This window comes from Acidovorax benzenivorans (assembly GCF_028680575.1).
GTDB lineage: Bacteria > Pseudomonadota > Gammaproteobacteria > Burkholderiales > Burkholderiaceae_C > Acidovorax > Acidovorax benzenivorans.
The window spans coordinates 169371-188787 of record NZ_JAPCKI010000008.1 but is presented as its reverse complement, the minus strand read 5'-3'; the positions used below and the strand labels follow the sequence as shown (position 1 = coordinate 188787).

General features: G+C 64.9%; 15 protein-coding genes. 11 read left to right on the top strand and 4 right to left on the bottom strand.

What is annotated here, in order from left to right; all coding sequences use genetic code 11:
• Positions 1 to 1400 (bottom strand): PAS domain-containing protein (locus OIN59_RS15865; RefSeq protein ID WP_274112005.1); only part of this gene is annotated, 1400 nt, incomplete at its 3' end.
• Between the two features lie 199 nt (positions 1401 to 1599).
• Between OIN59_RS15865 and mutS the strand changes: the two genes are divergently transcribed.
• From mutS to OIN59_RS15830, 7 genes are all read left to right on the top strand, one after another.
• Positions 1600 to 4218, top strand: coding sequence for a DNA mismatch repair protein MutS (gene mutS / locus OIN59_RS15860; RefSeq protein WP_274112003.1), 2619 nt, complete (start codon positions 1600 to 1602; stop codon positions 4216 to 4218).
• 233 nt (positions 4219 to 4451) lie between these two features.
• Positions 4452 to 5279 carry a proteasome-type protease gene (locus tag OIN59_RS15855; protein ID WP_274112001.1) on the top strand — a complete coding sequence of 276 codons (828 nt, stop codon included), beginning with the start codon at positions 4452 to 4454 and terminating at the stop codon, positions 5277 to 5279.
• 81 nt (positions 5280 to 5360) lie between these two features.
• A complete protein-coding gene (locus OIN59_RS15850) occupies positions 5361 to 6179 on the top strand; it encodes an alpha/beta fold hydrolase (protein ID WP_274112025.1) in 819 nt (272 codons plus the stop codon).
• Positions 6180 to 6465: 286 nt separating this feature from the next.
• Entirely contained in the window at positions 6466 to 7914 is a 1449-nt protein-coding gene (locus tag OIN59_RS15845; RefSeq protein ID WP_274111999.1) for an oxygenase MpaB family protein, read from the top strand.
• Positions 7904 to 9679 (top strand): diguanylate cyclase, encoded by a 1776-nt coding sequence (locus OIN59_RS15840; protein ID WP_274111997.1) that lies wholly within the window; start codon positions 7904 to 7906, stop codon positions 9677 to 9679. Before OIN59_RS15845 ends, OIN59_RS15840 begins: the two co-directional genes overlap by 11 nt.
• A gap of 345 nt (positions 9680 to 10024) precedes the next feature.
• Positions 10025 to 11824: a diguanylate cyclase gene (locus OIN59_RS15835; protein ID WP_274111994.1), complete on the top strand. Its 1800-nt coding sequence runs from the start codon at positions 10025 to 10027 to the stop codon at positions 11822 to 11824.
• A gap of 129 nt (positions 11825 to 11953) precedes the next feature.
• Complete coding sequence (locus OIN59_RS15830) at positions 11954 to 13441, top strand: FAD-binding oxidoreductase (protein WP_274111992.1); 1488 nt, start codon at positions 11954 to 11956, stop codon at positions 13439 to 13441.
• A 36-nt stretch (positions 13442 to 13477) separates the two neighbouring features.
• Here OIN59_RS15830 and OIN59_RS15825 read toward each other — a convergent pair whose 3' ends face one another.
• The 3 genes from OIN59_RS15825 to OIN59_RS15815 form a co-directional block, all read right to left on the bottom strand.
• The gene (locus OIN59_RS15825; protein ID WP_274111990.1) at positions 13478 to 14803 is read right to left on the bottom strand and encodes a diguanylate cyclase domain-containing protein; all 1326 of its coding nucleotides are present in this window, start codon (positions 14801 to 14803) and stop codon (positions 13478 to 13480) included.
• A gap of 170 nt (positions 14804 to 14973) precedes the next feature.
• A complete protein-coding gene (locus OIN59_RS15820) occupies positions 14974 to 15864 on the bottom strand; it encodes a MipA/OmpV family protein (RefSeq protein ID WP_274111988.1) in 891 nt (296 codons plus the stop codon).
• A gap of 10 nt (positions 15865 to 15874) precedes the next feature.
• Positions 15875 to 16699 carry an undecaprenyl-diphosphate phosphatase gene (locus OIN59_RS15815; protein ID WP_274111985.1) on the bottom strand — a complete coding sequence of 275 codons (825 nt, stop codon included), beginning with the start codon at positions 16697 to 16699 and terminating at the stop codon, positions 15875 to 15877.
• A 229-nt stretch (positions 16700 to 16928) separates the two neighbouring features.
• On the opposite strand from OIN59_RS15815, the gene OIN59_RS15810 reads away from it, so the two are divergent.
• The 4 genes from OIN59_RS15810 to OIN59_RS15795 are packed head-to-tail and all read left to right on the top strand — an operon-like array spanning position 16929 to position 19413.
• Positions 16929 to 17339, top strand: a complete 411-nt coding sequence (locus tag OIN59_RS15810; protein ID WP_274111984.1) for a DUF2306 domain-containing protein — start codon at positions 16929 to 16931, stop codon at positions 17337 to 17339.
• Between the two features lie 39 nt (positions 17340 to 17378).
• A complete protein-coding gene (locus OIN59_RS15805) occupies positions 17379 to 17972 on the top strand; it encodes a DUF6622 family protein (RefSeq protein WP_274111983.1) in 594 nt (197 codons plus the stop codon).
• 33 nt (positions 17973 to 18005) lie between these two features.
• The gene (locus tag OIN59_RS15800; protein ID WP_274111978.1) at positions 18006 to 18299 is read left to right on the top strand and encodes a 2TM domain-containing protein; all 294 of its coding nucleotides are present in this window, start codon (positions 18006 to 18008) and stop codon (positions 18297 to 18299) included.
• Between the two features lie 37 nt (positions 18300 to 18336).
• Positions 18337 to 19413 carry an alpha/beta hydrolase family protein gene (locus tag OIN59_RS15795; protein WP_407655105.1) on the top strand — a complete coding sequence of 359 codons (1077 nt, stop codon included), beginning with the start codon at positions 18337 to 18339 and terminating at the stop codon, positions 19411 to 19413.
• Positions 19414 to 19417: the final 4 nt, after the last annotated feature.

Sequence of the window (19417 nt, the reverse complement as noted above, 5' to 3'; positions counted from 1 at the left end):
CCCAGGGTGTCGTTCAAGTCTTTGAAGTTATCCAGGTCGATGAACAGCAGGGCGCCGAGGTTCTTGCTGCGCTGGCAGGCGGCGATGGAGCGTTGCAGGCGATCGAGCAGCAGGCGCCGGTTGGGCAGGCCTGTGAGGGCGTCAAAGAAGGCCAGGCGTTCGATCTCTTGTTCTGCTCGCTTGCGGTCTGTGATGTCCATGGTGAAGCCATGGGACACCACCGAGCCATCGGGCTCGCGGTGCGGAATGGCATTGGTCATGTGCCAGCGCACGCTGCCGTCGGGCATGCGCACACGGTACTCACACTGCCAGGGCACCAGTTTGCGCAGCGACATCATGGCCGAGCGCTGCACCAGCGGCAGGTCTTCGGCCACCACGCAGTGCGTGAGCACGCCATGGTCGGCGGTCACCTCATGCGGCTCCACGCCCATGAATTCGCGCACGGCATCGCTGATGTACTGCACGCTGGTACTGCCATCGGAATGCAGGCGGTATTCGTAGATGAAGCCGGGGATGCGGCTGGCGATGCGCTGAATGAACAAGAGCTGTTCGCGCAACTGCTCTGCAGCGCGGTGCTCGTCCGTCACATCCTGCACCACCCCCATGACGACCTGCACGCCATCGCGTGGCAGCGTGCGTTGAACCCGCGAACGCATCCAGCGCACCTCGCCATCTGGCCGGCGCCAGCGGTACTCCACATCCAGGCCAGAGCCCCGTTCGCGGATCTTGTCGAACACGTGCCGGTCTTCCGGCAGGATGCCACTCACCGCGCGCTCAGGGTCCACCCATTCCTGCTGCTCAAAGCCCGCGATGTGGCATAGGCCCGGCGACCACAGCAGCACGGTTTCACCCGGGTCCTCGATGCGACGCCAGTGGCCGGTGCGCGCCAGGCTCTCCATGGTGTTGAACACGTCGGTCTGCTCGCGCAACTCGCGCCGCACTTCTTCGAGCGTGCGCTCGGACGCCGCGAGCGCAACGCGCAGGTTCTCGGCCTCGGAGGCATCGCGCACCGTGACCACAATGCAGTCGTTGGTCACGCGGCGGGCCGACAAATCCCAGGCCAGCAACAACCGACCGGGCTCGCGCACCACCTGACGGCACTCCAGCGGCGCACCCACACGCACCACGCCGAGCAACTGGTCCAGCAGCGGCGTACTGGCCAGCAGGTCAAACACCTCGCACGCATCCACGCCAGGGTGCCGCACCGCTCCTAGCCCCGGCATGCGCCGCGCCGCTGCGTTGGCTGCCAGCAGCAGCAATCGGCCGTCCTGCAGGCGAAACTCCATGAGCGCTACCGGCACCGCATCCACCAGCGCCTGCAGGCGCGCCTGCGCCATGGGCTCGGTAAGGCGCTCCCCGGAAGGGGTGAGGAGGTCGGTCAGCAGTTCGGACGAAATCACGGTCGCTCTGAAGCCTCTGAATCCTGGGGTTGAAACACCAACTCTCGACGGAGGGTGGCTCTGCTCATAGCCAAGCTGCCAGCATACAGGCAAGAGTATGTCAAAACGTAACATCTTGGCTGAACGCAGCGGAATTGCCCAGGGGGAAACCCCATGACCGAACTGCTACAGTCCACGCCTCATTTCTGCCAACCCCTGCATGTCCGACACGCTCGAACACCACACCCCCATGATGCAGCAGTACCTGGCCCTCAAGGCCGGGTACCCCGAGACGCTGTTGTTCTACCGCATGGGCGACTTCTACGAGGTCTTCTGGCAAGACGCCGAGAAGGCCGCGCGCCTGCTCGACATCACGCTCACGCAGCGCGGCCAATCGGGTGGCCAGCCAGTGGTGATGGCGGGTGTGCCTTTCCATGCACTGGAGAACTACCTGGCGCGCCTGATCAAGATGGGCGAGTCGGTAGCCATTGCCGAGCAGGTGGGCGAGGTGGGCGCCAGCAAGGGCCCGGTGGAGCGCAAGGTGGTGCGAGTGGTCACACCCGGCACGCTGACCGACACAGAACTGCTGTCCGACAAGTCCGAATCGCTGCTGATGGCCGTGCACCAGGCGCCCCGCGCACGTTGTGGCCTGGCCTGGCTGAGCGTGACGCAGGGCCGCGTGTACCTGGCCGAATGCGCCCACGACGAACTCGGTGCCTGGCTCGCCCGCGTGGCGCCCAGTGAATTGATCTACAGCGCGGGCGTGACCGAGCGCTTTGAGCAACAACTGCAGGTGCTGCGCCAGGGCGGCGTCTTCACCTGCCCCATGAGCCCCCGGCCCGACTGGCAGTTCGACAGCGCTCTGGGCGAGCGCAAGCTGCTCGAAAACCTGGGCGCCGCCAGCCTGCAGGCCTGGGGCGCCCACGAGCTGGGCGAGGCCCACGCCGCCGCCGCCGGGCTGCTGACCTATGCCGAACACACACAAGGCCGCACGCTGACGCACGTGCACAGCGTGCAGGTGCAGCGCAACGACGACCTCATCGACCTGCCCACCACCACGCGCCGCAACCTGGAACTCGTCAAAACCCTGCGCGGCGACGATGCCCCCACGCTGTTCTCGCTGCTCGACACCTGCATGACCGGCATGGGCAGCCGCCTGCTCAAGACCTGGCTGTTAGAGCCGCGCCGCGACCGCGCCGAGGCGCGCCAGCGCCTGTCGGCCACCACCGCCCTGCGGGGCGCAGGGGGTGCTGGTGGCGGTGCGGGCCCCTGGTCCGCGCTGCGGGGCGAACTCAAGGGTGTGAGTGATGTGGAGCGCATCACCGCCCGCATCGCGCTGCGCCAGGTGCGCCCGCGTGAATTGGTGGGCTTGGGCAAAACGCTACAAAAAGCAGAGCTACTCGCGCTGAATGGACAAGCGCCAGAGCCCTATTTGATTCAAATTTTCAGCCACCTGCAGCCGCCCGAGGGCTGCACCGACCTGCTGCAGGCCGCCATTGCCGAGGAGCCCGCTGCCCTGGTGCGCGACGGCGGCGTGATCGCCAACGGCTTTGACACCGAGCTGGACGAGTTGCGCGCCATCCAGACCAACTGCGACGCCTTTTTGCTCGACCTGGAAACGCGCGAAAAAGCCCGCACGGGCATCCCCAACCTGCGCGTGCAGTTCAACAAAGTGCACGGCTTCTATATTGAAGTGACCGGCAGCCACCTCAACCGCGTGCCCGACGACTACCGTCGCCGCCAGACGCTCAAGAACGCCGAGCGCTTCATCACGCCCGAGCTGAAAACGTTTGAGGACAAGGCGCTGTCGGCCAACGAGCGTGCGCTGGCCCGTGAGAAATGGCTGTACGAGCAGATCCTGGACCAGCTGCAACCCCATGTGCCCGCCCTCACCCGCCTGGCGCAGGCGCTGGCCACGCTGGACGTGCTGTGTGCGCTGGCCGAACGCTCACTCACCCTCAACTGGTGCGCGCCGCAGTTTGTGCCCGAACCCTGCATCGAGATCGAAGGCGGCCGCCACCCGGTGGTGGAGGCCCGCCTGGCTGAGACATCCAGCGGCAGCTTCATCGCCAACCACACGCGGCTGAACGCCAACACGCGCATGCAGGTCATCACCGGCCCCAACATGGGCGGTAAATCGACCTACATGCGGCAGGTGGCGCTGATCGTGCTGCTGGCCAGCATGGGCAGCCATGTGCCCGCAGCAAGCTGCCGCCTGGGGCCCATCGACGCCATCCACACCCGCATCGGCGCGGCCGACGACCTGGCCAACGCGCAATCGACCTTCATGCTGGAGATGACCGAGGCCGCGCAAATATTGCATGCCGCCACGCCCCACAGCCTGGTACTGATGGACGAGATCGGCCGGGGCACCAGTACCTTCGACGGGTTAGCCCTGGCCAGCGGCATCGCCACGCACCTGCACGACAAGACCCGCGCCTTCACGCTGTTTGCCACGCACTATTTCGAGCTGACCGACTTGCCCGCCAAGGCGCGCCACGCGATCAACATGCATGTGAGCGCCACCGAGAGTGGCACGGACATCGTCTTTTTGCATGAGATCCAGCCCGGCCCGGCCAGCCGCAGCTACGGTATCCAGGTCGCCAAGCTGGCGGGCATGCCATCGCCCGTGCTGCACCACGCGCGCCATGCGCTGGCGGCGCTGGAAGAGCGCGCGGGCGAAGACGAGTTGCAGGTGGACCTGTTCGCCGCGCCCGAGGTGCCCGAGAGCGCGGGCGCCAGCCCGGTTGAGGCGGCCCTGGCCAGCATCAACCCCGACGCGCTGAGCCCGCGCGAGGCGCTGGATGCGCTGTACCAGCTCAAGAAGATGGCAGGCTGAAGCGCGGCGCTGCCCGGCTGCGCTGCGGGCTGTTGACCGCGCTCTGGGCAGATCGCCGGGGCATTTTTAAGCCCCACGGGCACCAAGCGCCCGTACCATATGCGCAAGCCGCTATCATTTTTATATCACTGCACACAACAACTGCCGAGGGGCGCCTGACGGGGACACAGGCCGCCGGGGCCGCAGGCGACTAAACTCGCGGGTTCCCTCTACACAACGAACCCCATTGCGCCATGACGTACTGCGTCGCCATCAAACTCAACGCCGGGCTGGTATTCCTGTCCGATTCCCGCACCAATGCCGGCCTGGACCAGATCAGCTCGTTTCGCAAGATGATGGTCTATGAGAAGGCGGGCGACCGCTTCATGGTGCTGCTGTCGGCGGGCAACCTGTCCATCTCGCAGTCGGTGCGAGAGATCTTGCAGACCGAGCAGATCAAGGACGGCGAGTCGGGCGAAGCCATCACCATCTGGAATGCCAAAAGCATGTTCGACGCCGCCCGCGTGCTGGGCGCCGCCGTGCGCCATGTGCATGAGCGCGATGGCGCGGCCCTCAAGCGCTCGGGGGTGGATTTCAATGTGTCCATGGTGTTTGGCGGCCAGATCAAGGGTGAAGGCATGCGCCTGTTCCAGGTGTACTCGGCGGGCAACTTCATCGAGGCCACGTCAGAGACCCCGTACTTCCAGGTGGGTGAATCCAAATATGGCAAACCCGTGCTCGACCGCGTGCTCACCCCCGAGACCCCACTGGACGAGGCCGCCAAGTGCGCACTGGTGTCGATGGACAGCACGCTCAAGTCCAACCTGTCGGTGGGCCTGCCGCTGGACCTTGTGGTGTACGAGGTGGACCGCTTTGCCACCGACAAGGTGATCTGCATCGACGAGAACAACCCGTACTTTCGGATGCTGCACGACAGCTGGGGGCAAAAGCTGCGCCAGGTGTTCGACAGCATCGAAGACCCCGCCTGGACCGGCGGCGCCACCGAGGTGCCGATCATGGTCACCCCGTCGCGCAGCAAGCCGCTCAAGAAGATCACCAACCACACAGACCGGCTGATCTGAAGCCCTGCAGGCCAGCGCACCCCACGGCACCCGGCCGCGTGCGCGCCTGCACCCCGGCCCTGCCGCCCCGCCATGCCCTCCATGCTCCCCATCGTTTTCTCCCACGCCAACAGCTTTCCGGCCAGCACTTACCGCGTGTTGTTCAAGCACCTCAGGACCCGCGGTTTTGAGGTCAGCGCCGTCGAGCGCTATGGCCACGACCCGAAGTACCCGGTGACCAGCAACTGGCCGCACCTGGTGCAACAACTGGCCGACTTTGCAACGGTGCAGGTGCAGCGCCTGGGCCAGCCGGTGTTTCTGGTGGGGCATTCGCTAGGCGGCTTTTTGAGCGTGATGGCAGCCGCCCGCCACCCAGAACTGGTGCGCGGGGTGTTGCTGATCGACTCGCCCCTCATTGGCGGCTGGAAGGCCAACGTGGTCAGCGTGGCCAAGCGCACCCAGGTGGTGGGCTCGATATCGCCGGGCCGGGTGAGCCGCCAGCGGCGCTTCAGCTGGACCAGCAACGAAGAGGCGCTGGAGCACTTTCGCAAGAAGAAGGCCTTTGCGCGCTGGCACCCCGAGGTGTTGCACGATTACATCACTCACGGCCTGCAGGACCATGATGGCAAACGAGTGTTGGGCTTTGACCGCGCGGTGGAAACCGCCATCTACAACACCCTGCCTCACAACCTGGGCCGCCTGCTGAGCAAGCACCCGCTGCAGTGCCCGGCCGCCTTCATCGGCGGGCGCGACTCCGAAGAGATGAAGCAGGTCGGCATGGCCATGACCCTGCGCATTACCGAGGGCCGCACCATGATGCTGGACGGCAGCCACCTGTTTCCCATGGAGCAGCCAGTGGCCACTGCTGCGGCCATTGAGGCGGCGTTGCGCAACCTGGCGGCAGTCACCTCCCGCAAATAGTCCTTCCGGCCATTCACGGGCGCCTATTACGGCGCCAGAATGGGGTGAAGGGGCAAACAGAGGGAGAAAATGTGCGTTGTCGGCTGTTTCTCAGGGCAAATAGGCAGGAGCAATCTCGCCACAATCCCCTACACTGAGTGTTTGTAACAGCATGTAGGTGCCTTATGCCACCCAATTCACAGACCTTCCGGCTGCCAGTTCTGAATTTTGGGATGGCGTCGGCTTGCCTGATCTGCACTTCGATTGGCCCTGGTAAAACCGTCACTTTCGCTATTCGGTCCCGATCATGACTTTGCCCGCAGCTTCGTCGGTTCTACCGGCAACACCCGCCTACGATCCAGCAGCGATGCGTTATCAAGCTGATCCGCTGGCAGATGCAACCATCGCGGCAATCGTGGGCAGTTGGGAGTTGCCCGCCGGTGAGGCCAATCTCCAAACGCTGCTCGCGCTGAACGCCGACCGCATGCGCCATCTGCAGACCGCGACGATGCTGTTGAATACCTGGACCAACAATGCAGCGCTGGTGGATTGGTCACCACCTGACGGCACGTCGCCGCACATCGTTGAGGCACTTCGCGGCTACCTTGACGCCGGGCGCGGGTTGCCAGAGTGGTGCGATCCGGCAAAAATCACGCGTGGCGAGAACGTCTTTACTGAGCACGGCCCACTGTCCGTCATGTCGCTGTTTTGCGCGAGCTTGCCGGACTGCTACATTCAGCCGAAAGCCGCCGCCGTGTTGCAGATTTCCGGGCAACTCACGACAAATGCCGACTACCGCATCCGCTCAACGGCGGCGATGGTGTTCCCGGTCATGCTGCGCGGTGGGCTAACGACACCTGAAGGACTGGGCGTTGCGCAAACACTCAAAGTGCGCCTCATCCACGCCACGATCCGCAACCTGATGCTGCATGGCGCACCGCAAGCAATGGTCAATGCGGTGGTGCAGCCCATCGCCACCCCGGCCGCAGAGGCAAGCCAGCAATCCATGCATGGCGCATTTATGGCGAACGGCTGGAACGTCTCGCGTGACGGACTGCCAAACAATCAGGAGCAGCTTGTGTTTACGCTCCTGACGTTTCACTTTGTCTTCCTGCGGGCCATGCGCACACTCGGCATCGGGCTTAGTGCGATGGATGAGGAAGCCTATCTGCATTGCTGGAATGTAGTCGGCTTCCTGCTGGGGATCGAGCCGAAGTGGATGCCATTTACCTACGCCGATGCCGAGCGCTTGTTTCTCGACATCCAGACACAATGCCTCGCTGACAACGTGTATCCGGGGGGCACCGACGCGCGCCCAGCGCTGGGCGGTGCGCTCATGGATTACATGAGCGATTCGATCCCGTTCAAACTGCTCAAACCCCTTCCCGCGTTGTTCACGCGCTACCTGTGCGGCGGCGTTGTCGCCGACGCGCTGGGCATATCCAACAGGCAGCCGCTGATTTCGCGCATCCTGTTCGCTGTGTTGATGTCCGTCAGTCGATTGATCGATTCGGTTGTTCGCCTTGTCGTTCCGCAGTTTTCGTTAAGTCGCATGTTCTCGCGGGTCGTCGGATATCACCTGTTGACCAGTTTCCTGATGGATCAAACCCGTCCGCTGAAACTTCCAACGCAGCTGCTCACCCAGATGCATGCAACCGTCGGCACTTGGGACGACGACGCAAAGGCACCACGCTGGCTCAACCGCTTGGAAGATCGATTGACTGTGCGCGGACGGTGGGGCCGTCATGATCAGTAGCCACATCTGGCGCGGACGATGGCTGGCGTGGGTGCTCATTGCCGTGACGCATTGGGCCACGTCGACCTGGGCGGCGGAGGCGACCACCCTGCCCTCGCGACTTCTGCTCCAGCCCACAACGCCGGTCAGCGAGGCTTGGCCGTTTGTAACGGTGCTGTCGGAAAAGCAAACCCCCCTGACTTTGGCCGAGGCTCAGGCCGCAATCGCTGAATTCGAGCGTCCGCAAACAAGCTACGCCACGCTTGGCGTGCAGCCGCAGCCCACTTGGCTGCACGTTCCGTTCCGCGTGGAAGCAGTCAGCGGAATGGTCTCCCAGCAATGGGTGATGAACATTGACTACCCCCCACTCAACCGCATTGATGCCTATGTCATCCAAGATGGGCGCACCCTGCAGAAGGCTGAACTCGGCAGCCTGCGTACGTTCGCTTCCCGGCCCCTGTTCAGCCGTTCGCACGCGATGCCGCTGGATCTCGCCGCTGGCGACTACGACCTGATGCTGCGAGTCGAATCGCGCGGTGCGACCATTCTGCCCATCGAATTCATGCAACCCAGCGCATTCCATCGCGCCAGCGTGGCCGAACAGATGTTGCGTGGCATTCAAGTCGGGTTCTTTCTCTGCATGCTGATGTACAGCCTCGCGCAATGGGTGGGAACGCGGGAGTCACTGTTCCTCAAATACGCGCTTCTGGTCACCGGATCGTTCCTGTTTGCTCTGCTGCTCTCTGGCGTCGGTGCGCAGTGGGTCTGGCGCGATGTATTCTGGTTCGAACGCCATATGGCAGGCATCGGCTCGCTGGTGGCAGTGGCGGGCACCTTCCTGTTTCTAGGGGACGTACTGCGCAGACCACATACCGGCACTGCCGATAAACCTGCAGACCGTTTCCCGCGCCTCATGAACAGTGGAGCCGTGCTTTGCGGCGTGCTGCTTGTCATATATTGCCTTGACGCATTCAATACGCGGCTGCTAACCGCCATGATCGTGCTGCTCGGACCACTGCCGCTGCTGCTGAGCCTGCCGCGCTTCATGTCCAAAGTCACCAAGGGCGACGCGGTTGGGCTCTACCTGCTGCTTGCATTTGCCTTCTATATCACCACCGTAGTGGTCACGACCTCAACCATCCGCGGCAAGCTTCCCGCAAATGTGTGGACACTGCACTCGCTGACGTTCGGCGAGATGTGCCACATACTCGCCTTCACGTTGGTGCTAATCGTGCGTGCAACCGAACTGCGCAAAGCCAGCGAAAACGCGCGGACCGAGCATGAGGTGATGCGTTCCATGGCGTACGCGGACGCTCTGACCGGACTGCCCAATCGTCGCAGTCTGACTGATGCCATGTCGCTGGCGCTGGTGAGTGCTTCACCGCACCACATGCTGGCTGTGTATCTGATTGATCTTGACGAATTCAAGGAGGTCAACGATACCCGCGGACACGAGGTTGGCGACCAGTTGCTGATTGAGGTGGCAAACCGCTTGCGCGCTGGTACGCGCAGCGGTGACGCCGTTGCGCGACTGGGCGGTGACGAGTTTGTAATGGTTGCCAGCGGCCTGCGCGATCCGGCACAGGCAAGGCAAATAGGAGAACATTTGCTCTCGCTATTCGAGACTCCGGTCCACGTCGCAGGCGAGGAAATGCGAGTCGGACTCACCATAGGCTATGCCGTTGCGTCAGGCGCTGCTCACGAAACAGCCACACTGTTACGAATGGCCGATGGTGCGCTGTATCAAGGCAAGCAGTGTGGCAAGGGACGGCTGCAGCAGGCGTGAGCGCGTCACGCCCGTGGCGGCCATATGCCCTTAAATCGTTTCACACAGCGCAGATCAACGATATACAGCTGTGGTAAAGGTTACGCAGAGCCGCTGCCCTCCGGAAAATACGCGGGTGAATTTGTACTCACCCCATTTGGAGCCGGTCGACCCGCATTGCCAACATGGTCTCAAACGTCTGACGATGGAGCACTCCACAACGAGACAAGCGCCGCGCTGGCTCGCATCTGATGCCGGTGATGGTCCGCAGCAGCTCATCCGCCTCGCAGACGCGGCCATGTACGCAGGCAAGGAAAGCGGCAAACACTGCCTCCGCCGTAACCCTGGCGAACTGGCGCCGACCTCATGATCCACACACGTTTCTGTGGCTTCATGCGCTGCCCCGTTCTCGCAAGCTACTGGTTGCGTACCGCCTGCCTGCTGGCGGCGCTGTGCCTGTTGCTGAGCGCCCTGGCCCCCAGTGTCAGTGCCGCACCGCTGGAACTGCGGGATGACCAACACTCCATCGATGCCTGGCCTGCCGTGTCCATGCTGCCGGATCCGTCGGGCACTCTGCTGGTGGACGATGCGCTGGCCACGCTGGCACGCTTTGAGGCGCCACCCGGCACCAGCGGCACGCTGGGCGTGCGGGCTGAACCCGTGTGGGTGCGTATTCCGCTGACCGTGCCCGCCGCATCCAACGGCCTGTGGGTGCTGGACATCGACTACCCCGTCCTGCAGCGCATCGAGGTGTACCTTGCCACAGACGGCCATGTGACCCAACAGGCCACACTGGGCAGCCTGCAACCGTACACCCAGCGACCCTTGCGCAGCCGCACGCACGCCCTGCCAATGACCATGCTGCCCGGACACGCCTACGACCTGCTGCTGCGCGTGGAAACCCGGGGCGCGATGGTGCTGCCCATCACCCTGAACAAGCCCACCACCTGGCACAGCAAGGCGCTGAACGAGCAGATGCTGCAAGGCATTCTCACCGGGCTGGCGCTGTGCCTGCTGATCTACAGCCTGGCGCAGTGGCTCAATCTGCGCGACGTGCTGTTCATCCAGTACGCGCTGCTCATTGCAGGCAGCCTGCTGTTTTCGCTGCACCTGTTTGGCCTGGGCACGCAATACCTGTGGCGCGACATGCCCTGGGTGGAGCTGCATGCAGCCAGCCTGGCAGCGCTCACAGCCACCTGCGGCTCGTTCCTCTTCATCAGCCAGGCCCTGGCGGGTGACCGGCCCCACAGCTGGCTGCTGCGCAGCATGCGCGCTGGTGCGGTGCTGAGTGTGGTGCTGGCCGCCCTGTATGCACTGGACCTGCTCAGCACCCGCGCAGTGACAGGCATCGTCAGCATCCTGGGTCTGGTGCCCGCGCTCATGGGCATCCCAGGGGCCGTGCGCCGCGCGCGCCTGGGCGACCCGGTGGGCTCTACCCTGCTGCTCGCGTGGCTGCTGTATTTTTTGGCTACCGCCACGGTCATTGGTGTGATCCGGGGCTGGGTGCCGGTGAACTTCTGGACCTTGCACTCCTTCCAGTTTGGCGCCACGCTGGACATGCTGCTGTTCATGCGCGTGCTGGGCCTGCGCACCAAGGCGCTGCGCCTGGAGGCGCTGGACGCCAACCGCGAGCGCGACGTGATGCGCTCTCTGGCGCACACCGATCCGCTCACCGGCCTGCCCAACCGGCGCGGGCTCAACATCTCGCTCGCGTCCGCTCTGTCGCGTTGCAGCGCAGAAAAGATGCTAGCGGTGTACGTGATGGACCTGGACGGGTTTAAGCCCGTCAACGACCAGCATGGCCACGACGTGGGCGACGAACTGCTGGTGGCCGTAACCCGGCGCCTGCAAGGCCATGTGCGCCAGAGCGACCTGGTAGCGCGCCTGGGCGGCGATGAATTCGTGGTGATGGCCGGGCAACTGCACAGTCTGCAGCAGGCGCAAGAGCTGGGCCACAAGCTGCTGGACGCGTTCCGCTCGCCGTTTTCGCTGAACAACGTGCAGGTGGAGATCGGGTTGACCATTGGGTATGCCATTGCGCCCCACGACAGCACCGACGCGATAGGCCTGCTCAAACTGGCCGATGCGGCCATGTACAGCGGCAAACAGGGCGGCAAGTTCTGCCTGCGGCGCAACATGGGCGACCTGGCGCTGTCATCCTCCTAGTGCAACGCGGTGCATCGGGCCCGACTCAGCGCATCGGGAGAAAAACACACGCCTGCCATTTCCCTCTGGTCAAAGCGCGCCAGCTCCGGTACACCCAGGGCTTCGCAACTTCCTGAAGGATCGCTCGCCATGGCCCATCGCAAAAGTCCCGCCCGCCTCGCCAAAGACGCGCGCGTCGCGCACTTTCAATCGTTGGCGGCAGCGCCGTCGGCCCTGGGCGCTGCGCAGGCCAGCGGACCAGTGCTCACCTGGGATGCCGTAGCCGCCCTGGAAGCCCGGTTGGTGGGGCGCATTGTGCTGCCCTCCAGCCCCGACTACAACGCGGCGCGGCAGGAGTCCAACCCGGCCTTCCAGGCGTACCCGGAGATCATCGTCTTTTGCGCCTGCGAAAACGATGTCCTGGAGTGCTTGGCCGTGGCCCGCACCTACGGCGTGTGGGTGGCCGTGCGCTGCGGTGGGCACAGCACGGCGGGCTACTCGGTCAACAGCGGCATGGTGGTGGACCTGAGCGATTTGCAAGGCGTGGTGCTGGACCCCGCACGCGCACGCGTGCATGTGCTGCCGGGCACCGACTTCGACCACTTCAATGGCGCCATGAACCACACCGGCTGGCACGTGCCCACCGGCGCCTGCGGCAGCGTTTGCGTGGGTGGCTTTGTGCAGGGCGGTGGCTACGGCTACACCTCGCGCGCGTTCGGCATCCAGAGCGACCTGGTCGAATCTTTCCGCGTGGCGCTCGCCAACGGCACCATCGTCACAGCCAGCGCGCAAGAGCAGCCCGAGCTGTACTGGGCCCTGCGTGGCGGCACGGGCGGCAACTTTGGCGTGGTGCTGCAAGTGACCTACCGCATGCAGCGGCTGGACCAGGTCTGGGCCTGGGCCATCAGCTGGGACGCAGCCCACGCGGCCCAGGTGCTCACGCTGATGCAGGCCGGCTACATGAAGACCGGTGCGCCCGACGCCTTGGGCTACATGATGAACCTGGGGTTCCAGAACGGCGTGCCGGTGTACATGGTGCAGGGCATGTTCTGCGGCACCCGCGAGGACGGGCTGGCCGCCATCGCGCCGCTGATGGCGATTCCGAGCGCGCAGCTGCTGGTGGACAAAACCGGCACCTACCCCGACATGAACGTATGGCTGGAGGACCACCCCTACACCCTGCCCGACAACCTGCCCGACGGCATTGCCGAAACCAAGGCCAGCGGCTACATCAACACCCGGCTGTCGCCCGCCGACTGGCAGCGCATCATCGACTACTTCAAGACCTCGCCCAACCCCTGGTCGCTGGCGTATCTGGAGCCCTACGGCGGCGCCATCAATCGCTACCCTGTGGCGGACAGCGCCTTTGTCCACCGCAACGTGGATGCAGACCTGGTGGTGGATGTGTTCTGGCGCAACCCTGCGGAGCGCGCCCAGATGGAGGCCTGGCTTGACGGCTTCATGCAGTTGGTGCGGCCGTTCCTGAACGGCCATGTGTACCAGAACTACCCCGATGCGCAACTGGTCGACTTTGCCTCGGCCTACTGGGGCCCCGCCTACCCGCAGCTGCAGCGCGTCAAGGCCGCCTACGACCCTGGCAACTTCTTTCACTTCCAGCAGAGCATCCGGCTGCCGTAGGACTGTGCTGCCCCTGCCCGGCAGGGGCACAGAGGCTCAGGCCGTCTGTGCGTAGTGCAGGCGGCCCTTGCCCGCGCGTTTGGCGGCGTACATGGCCTGGTCGGCACGGTTCATCAGCGCGTCGATGTCTCCCTCCAGCGGGGGGTACACCGCCACGCCAATGCTGGCGCCAATGCGCAGCTCGCGCCCGTCCACCGTCATGCCCTGATGCAGGGCGTCGATGATGCGCAGGCCGATGGTGTCCGTCACCTCGCGGGTCACCTCGCGGTCCAGCATCACCAAAAACTCGTCTCCCCCGAGGCGCGCCATGGTGTCGCCCGCGCGCACGGTGCTGGCAATGCGCTGGGCCACGATGCGCAACACCTCATCGCCCGCGCGGTGGCCTTCGGCGTCGTTCACGTGCTTGAACCCGTCCAGGTCAATGAACAACAACGCCACCGCCCCCTCGGTGTGCCGGGCGTGCAGCAGCGACTGCTCCAGCCGCCCTTGGAACGCGGCCCGATTGAGCAGCCCGGTGAGCGAGTCGTGGTTGGCCAGGTAGTGCTGCTGCCGCGCGATCTGGATCTTGGCGGACACGTCCTGCACCAGCGCCATGATGGAAGTGACCTGGCCGTCGGCATCGGTCAGGGCCGAGTTGAACCACTCGCAATGCACCTCGGTACCATCGCTGCGCACAAAACAGGTCTCGGCCCGGTTTTGGGACTCCTGGCCCGACTGCAGGCTTTGCAGCGCCTGCTGCAAGCTGTTGTCCATCGAGGCGGGTGCCAGCAGGTCCGTCAGCAGCCGCCCCTCCAGCCCCTCCACATGCAGCCAGCCCAGCAGCTGCACCGCGCGCTGCGAGCAATGCAGCAACTGCAGCTGGTGGTCCATCTCCAGCACGGCCAGGGGGCTGTTCTCCATGTGGGACGACAGGCGCTGGTTGGCAGCACGCAGTGCATTCATCGTGACCTGCAGCTCATGCACATCCAGCGCGGTGGTGATGAACCCGTCAATGGCGCCTTGGGGGTTGTGCCAGGGCGTCAGGCAGATGGTGCGCCACTCGTCAAAGCCGTAGGGTGTGTGCAGCATGCGCTGGTACTGCACCCGCTCGCCGCTGAGCACGCGGTTCACAAACGGCATGAAGCGCGCGCAGTCCTGTTCGCCATAGACCTCCACGAGCGTCTTGCCGACCAGTTGCTCCGGCACGGTGCCAAACCAGCGCGCATATTCGTCGTTCACGTAGATCATCGACAGACTGCGGTCGATGACAGCCATAGTGGCGCCCGCGCTGCGGGTGATGACATCAAGCAGGTCCGCCTTGGACCACGCCTGCTTGCGGGCGGTCTCCGGGTGCGTGGACAACTCAGGCGCGTCTGGCGTCATGCGGCAATGCCCCTGTGGGGGAGAGGATCAGCGAAGAGGCGGCGTCGCACAACGGAAAAAAGGTGCTGGCGCAGTGTGTGGCCGCCTGGGCGGAACTGTCTGTGGGTGGCAGCTTAGCACTTTCGTCAGGCACGCCCGTCGCCAATCAGCCTTTGCCGCTTGGGATGGGCCTAGCGGCAGCACCGGTAGGCCAGCCCCACCGATACCGAATAGCCCACCGGCTGCACGGTCAGCGGGCTGCGGCGCGCATCGCCCTGCAACTGGGACACCCGGGCCGCGCCCAGCACCACCCAGTGCCGGTTGAGCGCCGTCATGACCTCCACCCCAGCATCGACGCTGTACAGGCCGCCACGCGGCTCGAACGCGGGCAAGGGGCTGCTGCCACCCGCTGGCACCCCAAAATGCCCACGCAGGTAGGTGCGGTCCCCAAAGCTTGCGCCCGCCCCAAAGCTGATCTTGGTCTGTTCCGTCACGGGCCAGGTGTAGCCAATGCTGGTGGACCATTGCATGCCGCCGTCGCGGCCCAGGATGTCCTGGGACACCCCAGCGCCCACTGCCCAGCGGTCGGTGATGGCGTAACCCGCGCTGATCCGTGCCCGCAGGGTGGAGCGCACCGACGGCAGCCCCACCAGGATGGGGGCGTCCGACCCGTCGCGGCCCTTGTCGATGCGCAGGGCCGCACTGAGGCTGAAGCGGTCGCTCTGTGCCAGCGTAGCGCTGGCACCCGATTCGCGGGGCCCCAGGCCGTGGCCCATGAAGGCACTGCCGCGCGAGGTGCTCAGGCGAAACCGGCCGTACTCAATGGCCCAGGCGGGGCGCAGGCTGTTCTTGCGGCCGTCGCCCCCGGCGTAGTCGGGGCTGCTACCCACAATGGCGCCGATCGCGTAGTTGAACTTGGGCGCGGCAGGTTGGTCCTCGGCCTTGTCGGACACCACGGCCCCTGCGCCACCGGTGTCAGGCAACACCTGGGCACCCACCCAGGGGCTGACGCACAAACCGGCGAGTGCCAGGGCCCGCAAGGGGAGCAAAGGAGAAGAAGTCAAACCGGTGGAGCAGCGCATGGCCTGATTATCAGTCGGCCCACTGCACCCAGCCAGTCCACGCTGTCACCAAAACGATGACGCCGAACACGATACGGTAGTAGGCAAACGGCACAAAGCTGTGGCTGCTGATGTAGCGCAACAACCAGCGCACACACAACCAGGCGCTGAGGAAGGAGAACACCAGCCCCGTGGCGAACAGCGGAATGTCAGCAACCGACAGCAGCGCGCGCTCCTTGTACAGGCTGTATACCCCAGCCCCAATCAACGTAGGGATGGCCAGGAAGAACGAAAAATCCGTCGCCGCCTGGCGCGACAGGCCCAGCAGCATGCCGCCGATGATGGTGGCACCGCTGCGACTGGTGCCGGGAATCATGGCCAAGCACTGCACCAGGCCGACCTTGATGGCATCGAGCGGCGTCATCGCGTCCACGCTGTGAATGCGGGTGGCTGACGGCGGGCGCCGCTCGGCCCACAGGATGATGAAGCCACCAATGATGAAGGTGCTGGCCACCACCACCGGCGTGAACAGGTGCGCCTTGATGGCCTTGCCAAACAGCAGCCCCAGCACCACGGCCGGTACGAAGGCGATGAACACGTTGAGCGCAAACCGCTGCGCCTGGCGCTCGGTGGGCAAGGCGACCAGAGTGGAGCGGATCTTGGCCCAGTACACCAGGATCACAGCAAAAATGGCGCCCGTCTGGATAGCGATGTCAAACACCTTGGCCTTGGCATCGTCAAACCCCAGCAGCGACCCGGCCAAGATCAGGTGCCCGGTGGAAGAGATGGGCAAAAACTCCGTCAGCCCCTCGACGACCCCCATGATGGCGGCCTTGACCAGCAATACAACGTCCACGCGCACTCCTTGCAAATAGGTGCGGGATTATCCGCTGAGGGCTCTCAGCCCCGGACCACGCCACGCCTTCTGAGCCCCACCGCGCGGCCCTCAGCGGCCCAAACCGCCCACCACTCACTCCGCGTGGCTGCATTTCACGCCCGGTTGGCTGCATTTCGTCGCGGGGCTGTGGCGGCCGCCGGGGTGCATCGGCACAGTTCGCTCCATCGAACCCGCCCGGAGCCACGCCATGCAAATCACCGCCGCCATCGCCATCCACATGGCCGCCGCCCTGGCGGCCGTTGCCATCGGCCCCATTGCCCTCTGGGCCCGCCAAGGCGCCACGCAGCGCCCCCGTATTCACCGCGCGGCTGGCTACGCCTGGGTCACGCTGATGGTGGCCACCGCCGTATCGGCCATCTTCATTTCCGGCGGCGGCGGGCCGCGCCTGGGCAGCTTTGGGGTCATCCACCTACTGATTCCGGTAACGCTGGGGATGCTGGTCATGGCCTTTGTCTATCTGGCCCGCCGCAACGTCGTGGGCCACCGCAAGATGATGCAGCGCACCTACATCGGCGCCTGTGTGGTCGCCGGGGTGTTCACGTTGCTGCCAGGGCGTTTTCTGGGCCACACGGTCTGGTCCGCACTCGGACTGATCTAACCCCTCTCCCCTCCATTCATTGTTTACAGGACGACCACCATGCTGCTCAACCTCCTTGTCCAACAACCCCAGATGCTGGGTCGCATCATAGAAAACACGCCTTACTGGGTCTGGGCCCTGCTGGCCGGGCTGCTCTGGCTGGGCGGCAGCCAGCTGCTGGCCCGCAACGTGAGCCTGGTGCGGGCCATGGCCATGCCTGTAGCCATGATCGGCCTGTCGGTGTTCGGCATCGCCTCGGCCTTTGGTGGCGCGGGCCAGGCCCTGCTGCCGGTGGTGGCCTGGCTGCTGACTGCCGTGCTCATCGCCAGCGTGGCGTTGTGGCTGCAACCCGCTGCGCCCCAAGGCACGCTGTATGAAGGCCGATCGCGCTGCTTCTACATTCCGGGCAGCGCCATGCCCCTGGCCCTGATCCTGGGCATCTTCCTCACCAAGTACCTGGTGGGTGTGGAACTGGCCCTGCAGCCAGCCCTGGCCCGCGACAGCGGCTTTGCGCTGCAGATTGCTGCGCTGTACGGCGTGTTCAACGGCCTGTTTGCAGCGCGCTCGCTGCGGCTGTGGAAGCTGGTGCAACGCAGCGCATTGCTGGCCACGTCGCCCGTCACAGCATCCACCAACACATCGGCCACGGCCTGAAGCCCTCCCCTTACCACTGCACTGGAGTCCAAAATGCGCAAAGACACTTTCACCACCGACCCCATCGAACGCCTGGCCCGCCGCCGCGCCGGGGCCAAGCTGGGCTGGTACATCCATGCTTGCGTGTACCTGCTCGTCAACCTGCTGCTTGTCGCACTGTCGGTGGGCAGCGGGCGGCACTGGGCGGTGTTCCCGGCCCTGGGCTGGGGCATCGGCCTGGCCATCCATGGCGTGGTGGTGTTCGTTCTTGCGGGCGGCAGCAATCTGCACGAACGCATGGTGCAGGCGGAACGCGACCGCCTGGCTGCCGCGCAACCCCCCCGCTGATCAGCCGATCATGACTTCTCCGAACAAAAACACGGCCATGACAAAAACCTGGATGGCCTGGTGCCTGGCCTTGCTGGCCGCAGCCGTCATCACGGCCAGCCCCTCCCATGCAGGCGTGGGTCTCGCAGAGTTGCCCGGGCAGCAGGGCGACGGCCCCGTCACCGTGTTCTACCCAGCACAAGAGGCCGACCAGCCCGTGCAGCGCGGCCCCTTTGCGCTGCAGCTGGTTTGGCAGGGCACCCCCGTGTCGGGTAACGGCAGGCTGATTGTGGTGTCGCACGGCTCAGGGGGTAGCCCCTGGGTGCACACCGACCTGGCCCGTGCGCTGGTCCATGCCGGGTTTGTGGTGGCCCTGCCAGAGCATGCGGGAGACAACTACAAAGACCATTCCACGCCCGGCCCGGAGAGCTGGAAGCGCCGCCCCGCCGAGGTCTCCCGCGCCGTGGACGCCGTGGCACAAGACGCGCGCCTGGCGCCCTTGCTGGCACTGGACAAGGTGGGCGTGTTCGGTGGTTCGGCCGGGGGCCACACCACCCTGGTGTTTGCCGGTGGGCAATGGTCGCCCGCCCGCTTCAAGCAGCACTGCGAGGCCCATCTGGCGGAGGATTTTTCGTCCTGCGTCGGCTTTACCACGCGCCTGCACGGCAACTGGCTGGACGGCATCAAGAAGGCCGTGGCCATCACTATCATCCGCCACCGCTTTGGCGACGAGACGCTGTATGCACACACCGACCCGCGCGTGACGGCCACTGTGGCCGTGGTGCCGTTTGCGGCCGACTTCGACATGGACAGCCTGGCCACCCCCCGCATCGCGCTGGGGCTCATCACAGCGGGCAAGGACGTCAACCAGATTCCACGCTTTCACAGCAGTGCCGTGCTGGCCGCGTGCCAGGACCGCTGCACGCACATTGCCGACCTCCAGGACGGCAGCCACGGCATCATGCTGTCGCCCATGCCGCCACTGGACCGCATGAACGACCTGACCCGCGAGCTGCTGGGCGACCCGCCCGGCTTTGACCGCAGTGTGCTGCCGCAGGTGGATGCGAGCACGGTGGACTTTTTTGCCAAGCACCTTCAGCCGCTGAAGCCGGTGCCACTCTCGCCACGCCCATGACAGT

Coding starts and splice junctions, on each gene's coding strand:
- OIN59_RS15825 (WP_274111990.1), bottom strand. CDS start 14,803: ATGACGCCAGACGCGCCTGAGTTGTCCACGCACCCGGAGACCGCCCGC.
- OIN59_RS15835 (WP_274111994.1), top strand. CDS start 10,025: ATGATCCACACACGTTTCTGTGGCTTCATGCGCTGCCCCGTTCTCGCA.
- OIN59_RS15830 (WP_274111992.1), top strand. CDS start 11,954: ATGGCCCATCGCAAAAGTCCCGCCCGCCTCGCCAAAGACGCGCGCGTC.
- OIN59_RS15820 (WP_274111988.1), bottom strand. CDS start 15,864: ATGCGCTGCTCCACCGGTTTGACTTCTTCTCCTTTGCTCCCCTTGCGG.
- OIN59_RS15840 (WP_274111997.1), top strand. CDS start 7,904: ATGATCAGTAGCCACATCTGGCGCGGACGATGGCTGGCGTGGGTGCTC.
- OIN59_RS15805 (WP_274111983.1), top strand. CDS start 17,379: ATGCTGCTCAACCTCCTTGTCCAACAACCCCAGATGCTGGGTCGCATC.
- mutS (WP_274112003.1), top strand. CDS start 1,600: ATGTCCGACACGCTCGAACACCACACCCCCATGATGCAGCAGTACCTG.
- OIN59_RS15850 (WP_274112025.1), top strand. CDS start 5,361: ATGCTCCCCATCGTTTTCTCCCACGCCAACAGCTTTCCGGCCAGCACT.
- OIN59_RS15855 (WP_274112001.1), top strand. CDS start 4,452: ATGACGTACTGCGTCGCCATCAAACTCAACGCCGGGCTGGTATTCCTG.
- OIN59_RS15810 (WP_274111984.1), top strand. CDS start 16,929: ATGCAAATCACCGCCGCCATCGCCATCCACATGGCCGCCGCCCTGGCG.
- OIN59_RS15795 (WP_407655105.1), top strand. CDS start 18,337: ATGACAAAAACCTGGATGGCCTGGTGCCTGGCCTTGCTGGCCGCAGCC.
- OIN59_RS15800 (WP_274111978.1), top strand. CDS start 18,006: ATGCGCAAAGACACTTTCACCACCGACCCCATCGAACGCCTGGCCCGC.
- OIN59_RS15845 (WP_274111999.1), top strand. CDS start 6,466: ATGACTTTGCCCGCAGCTTCGTCGGTTCTACCGGCAACACCCGCCTAC.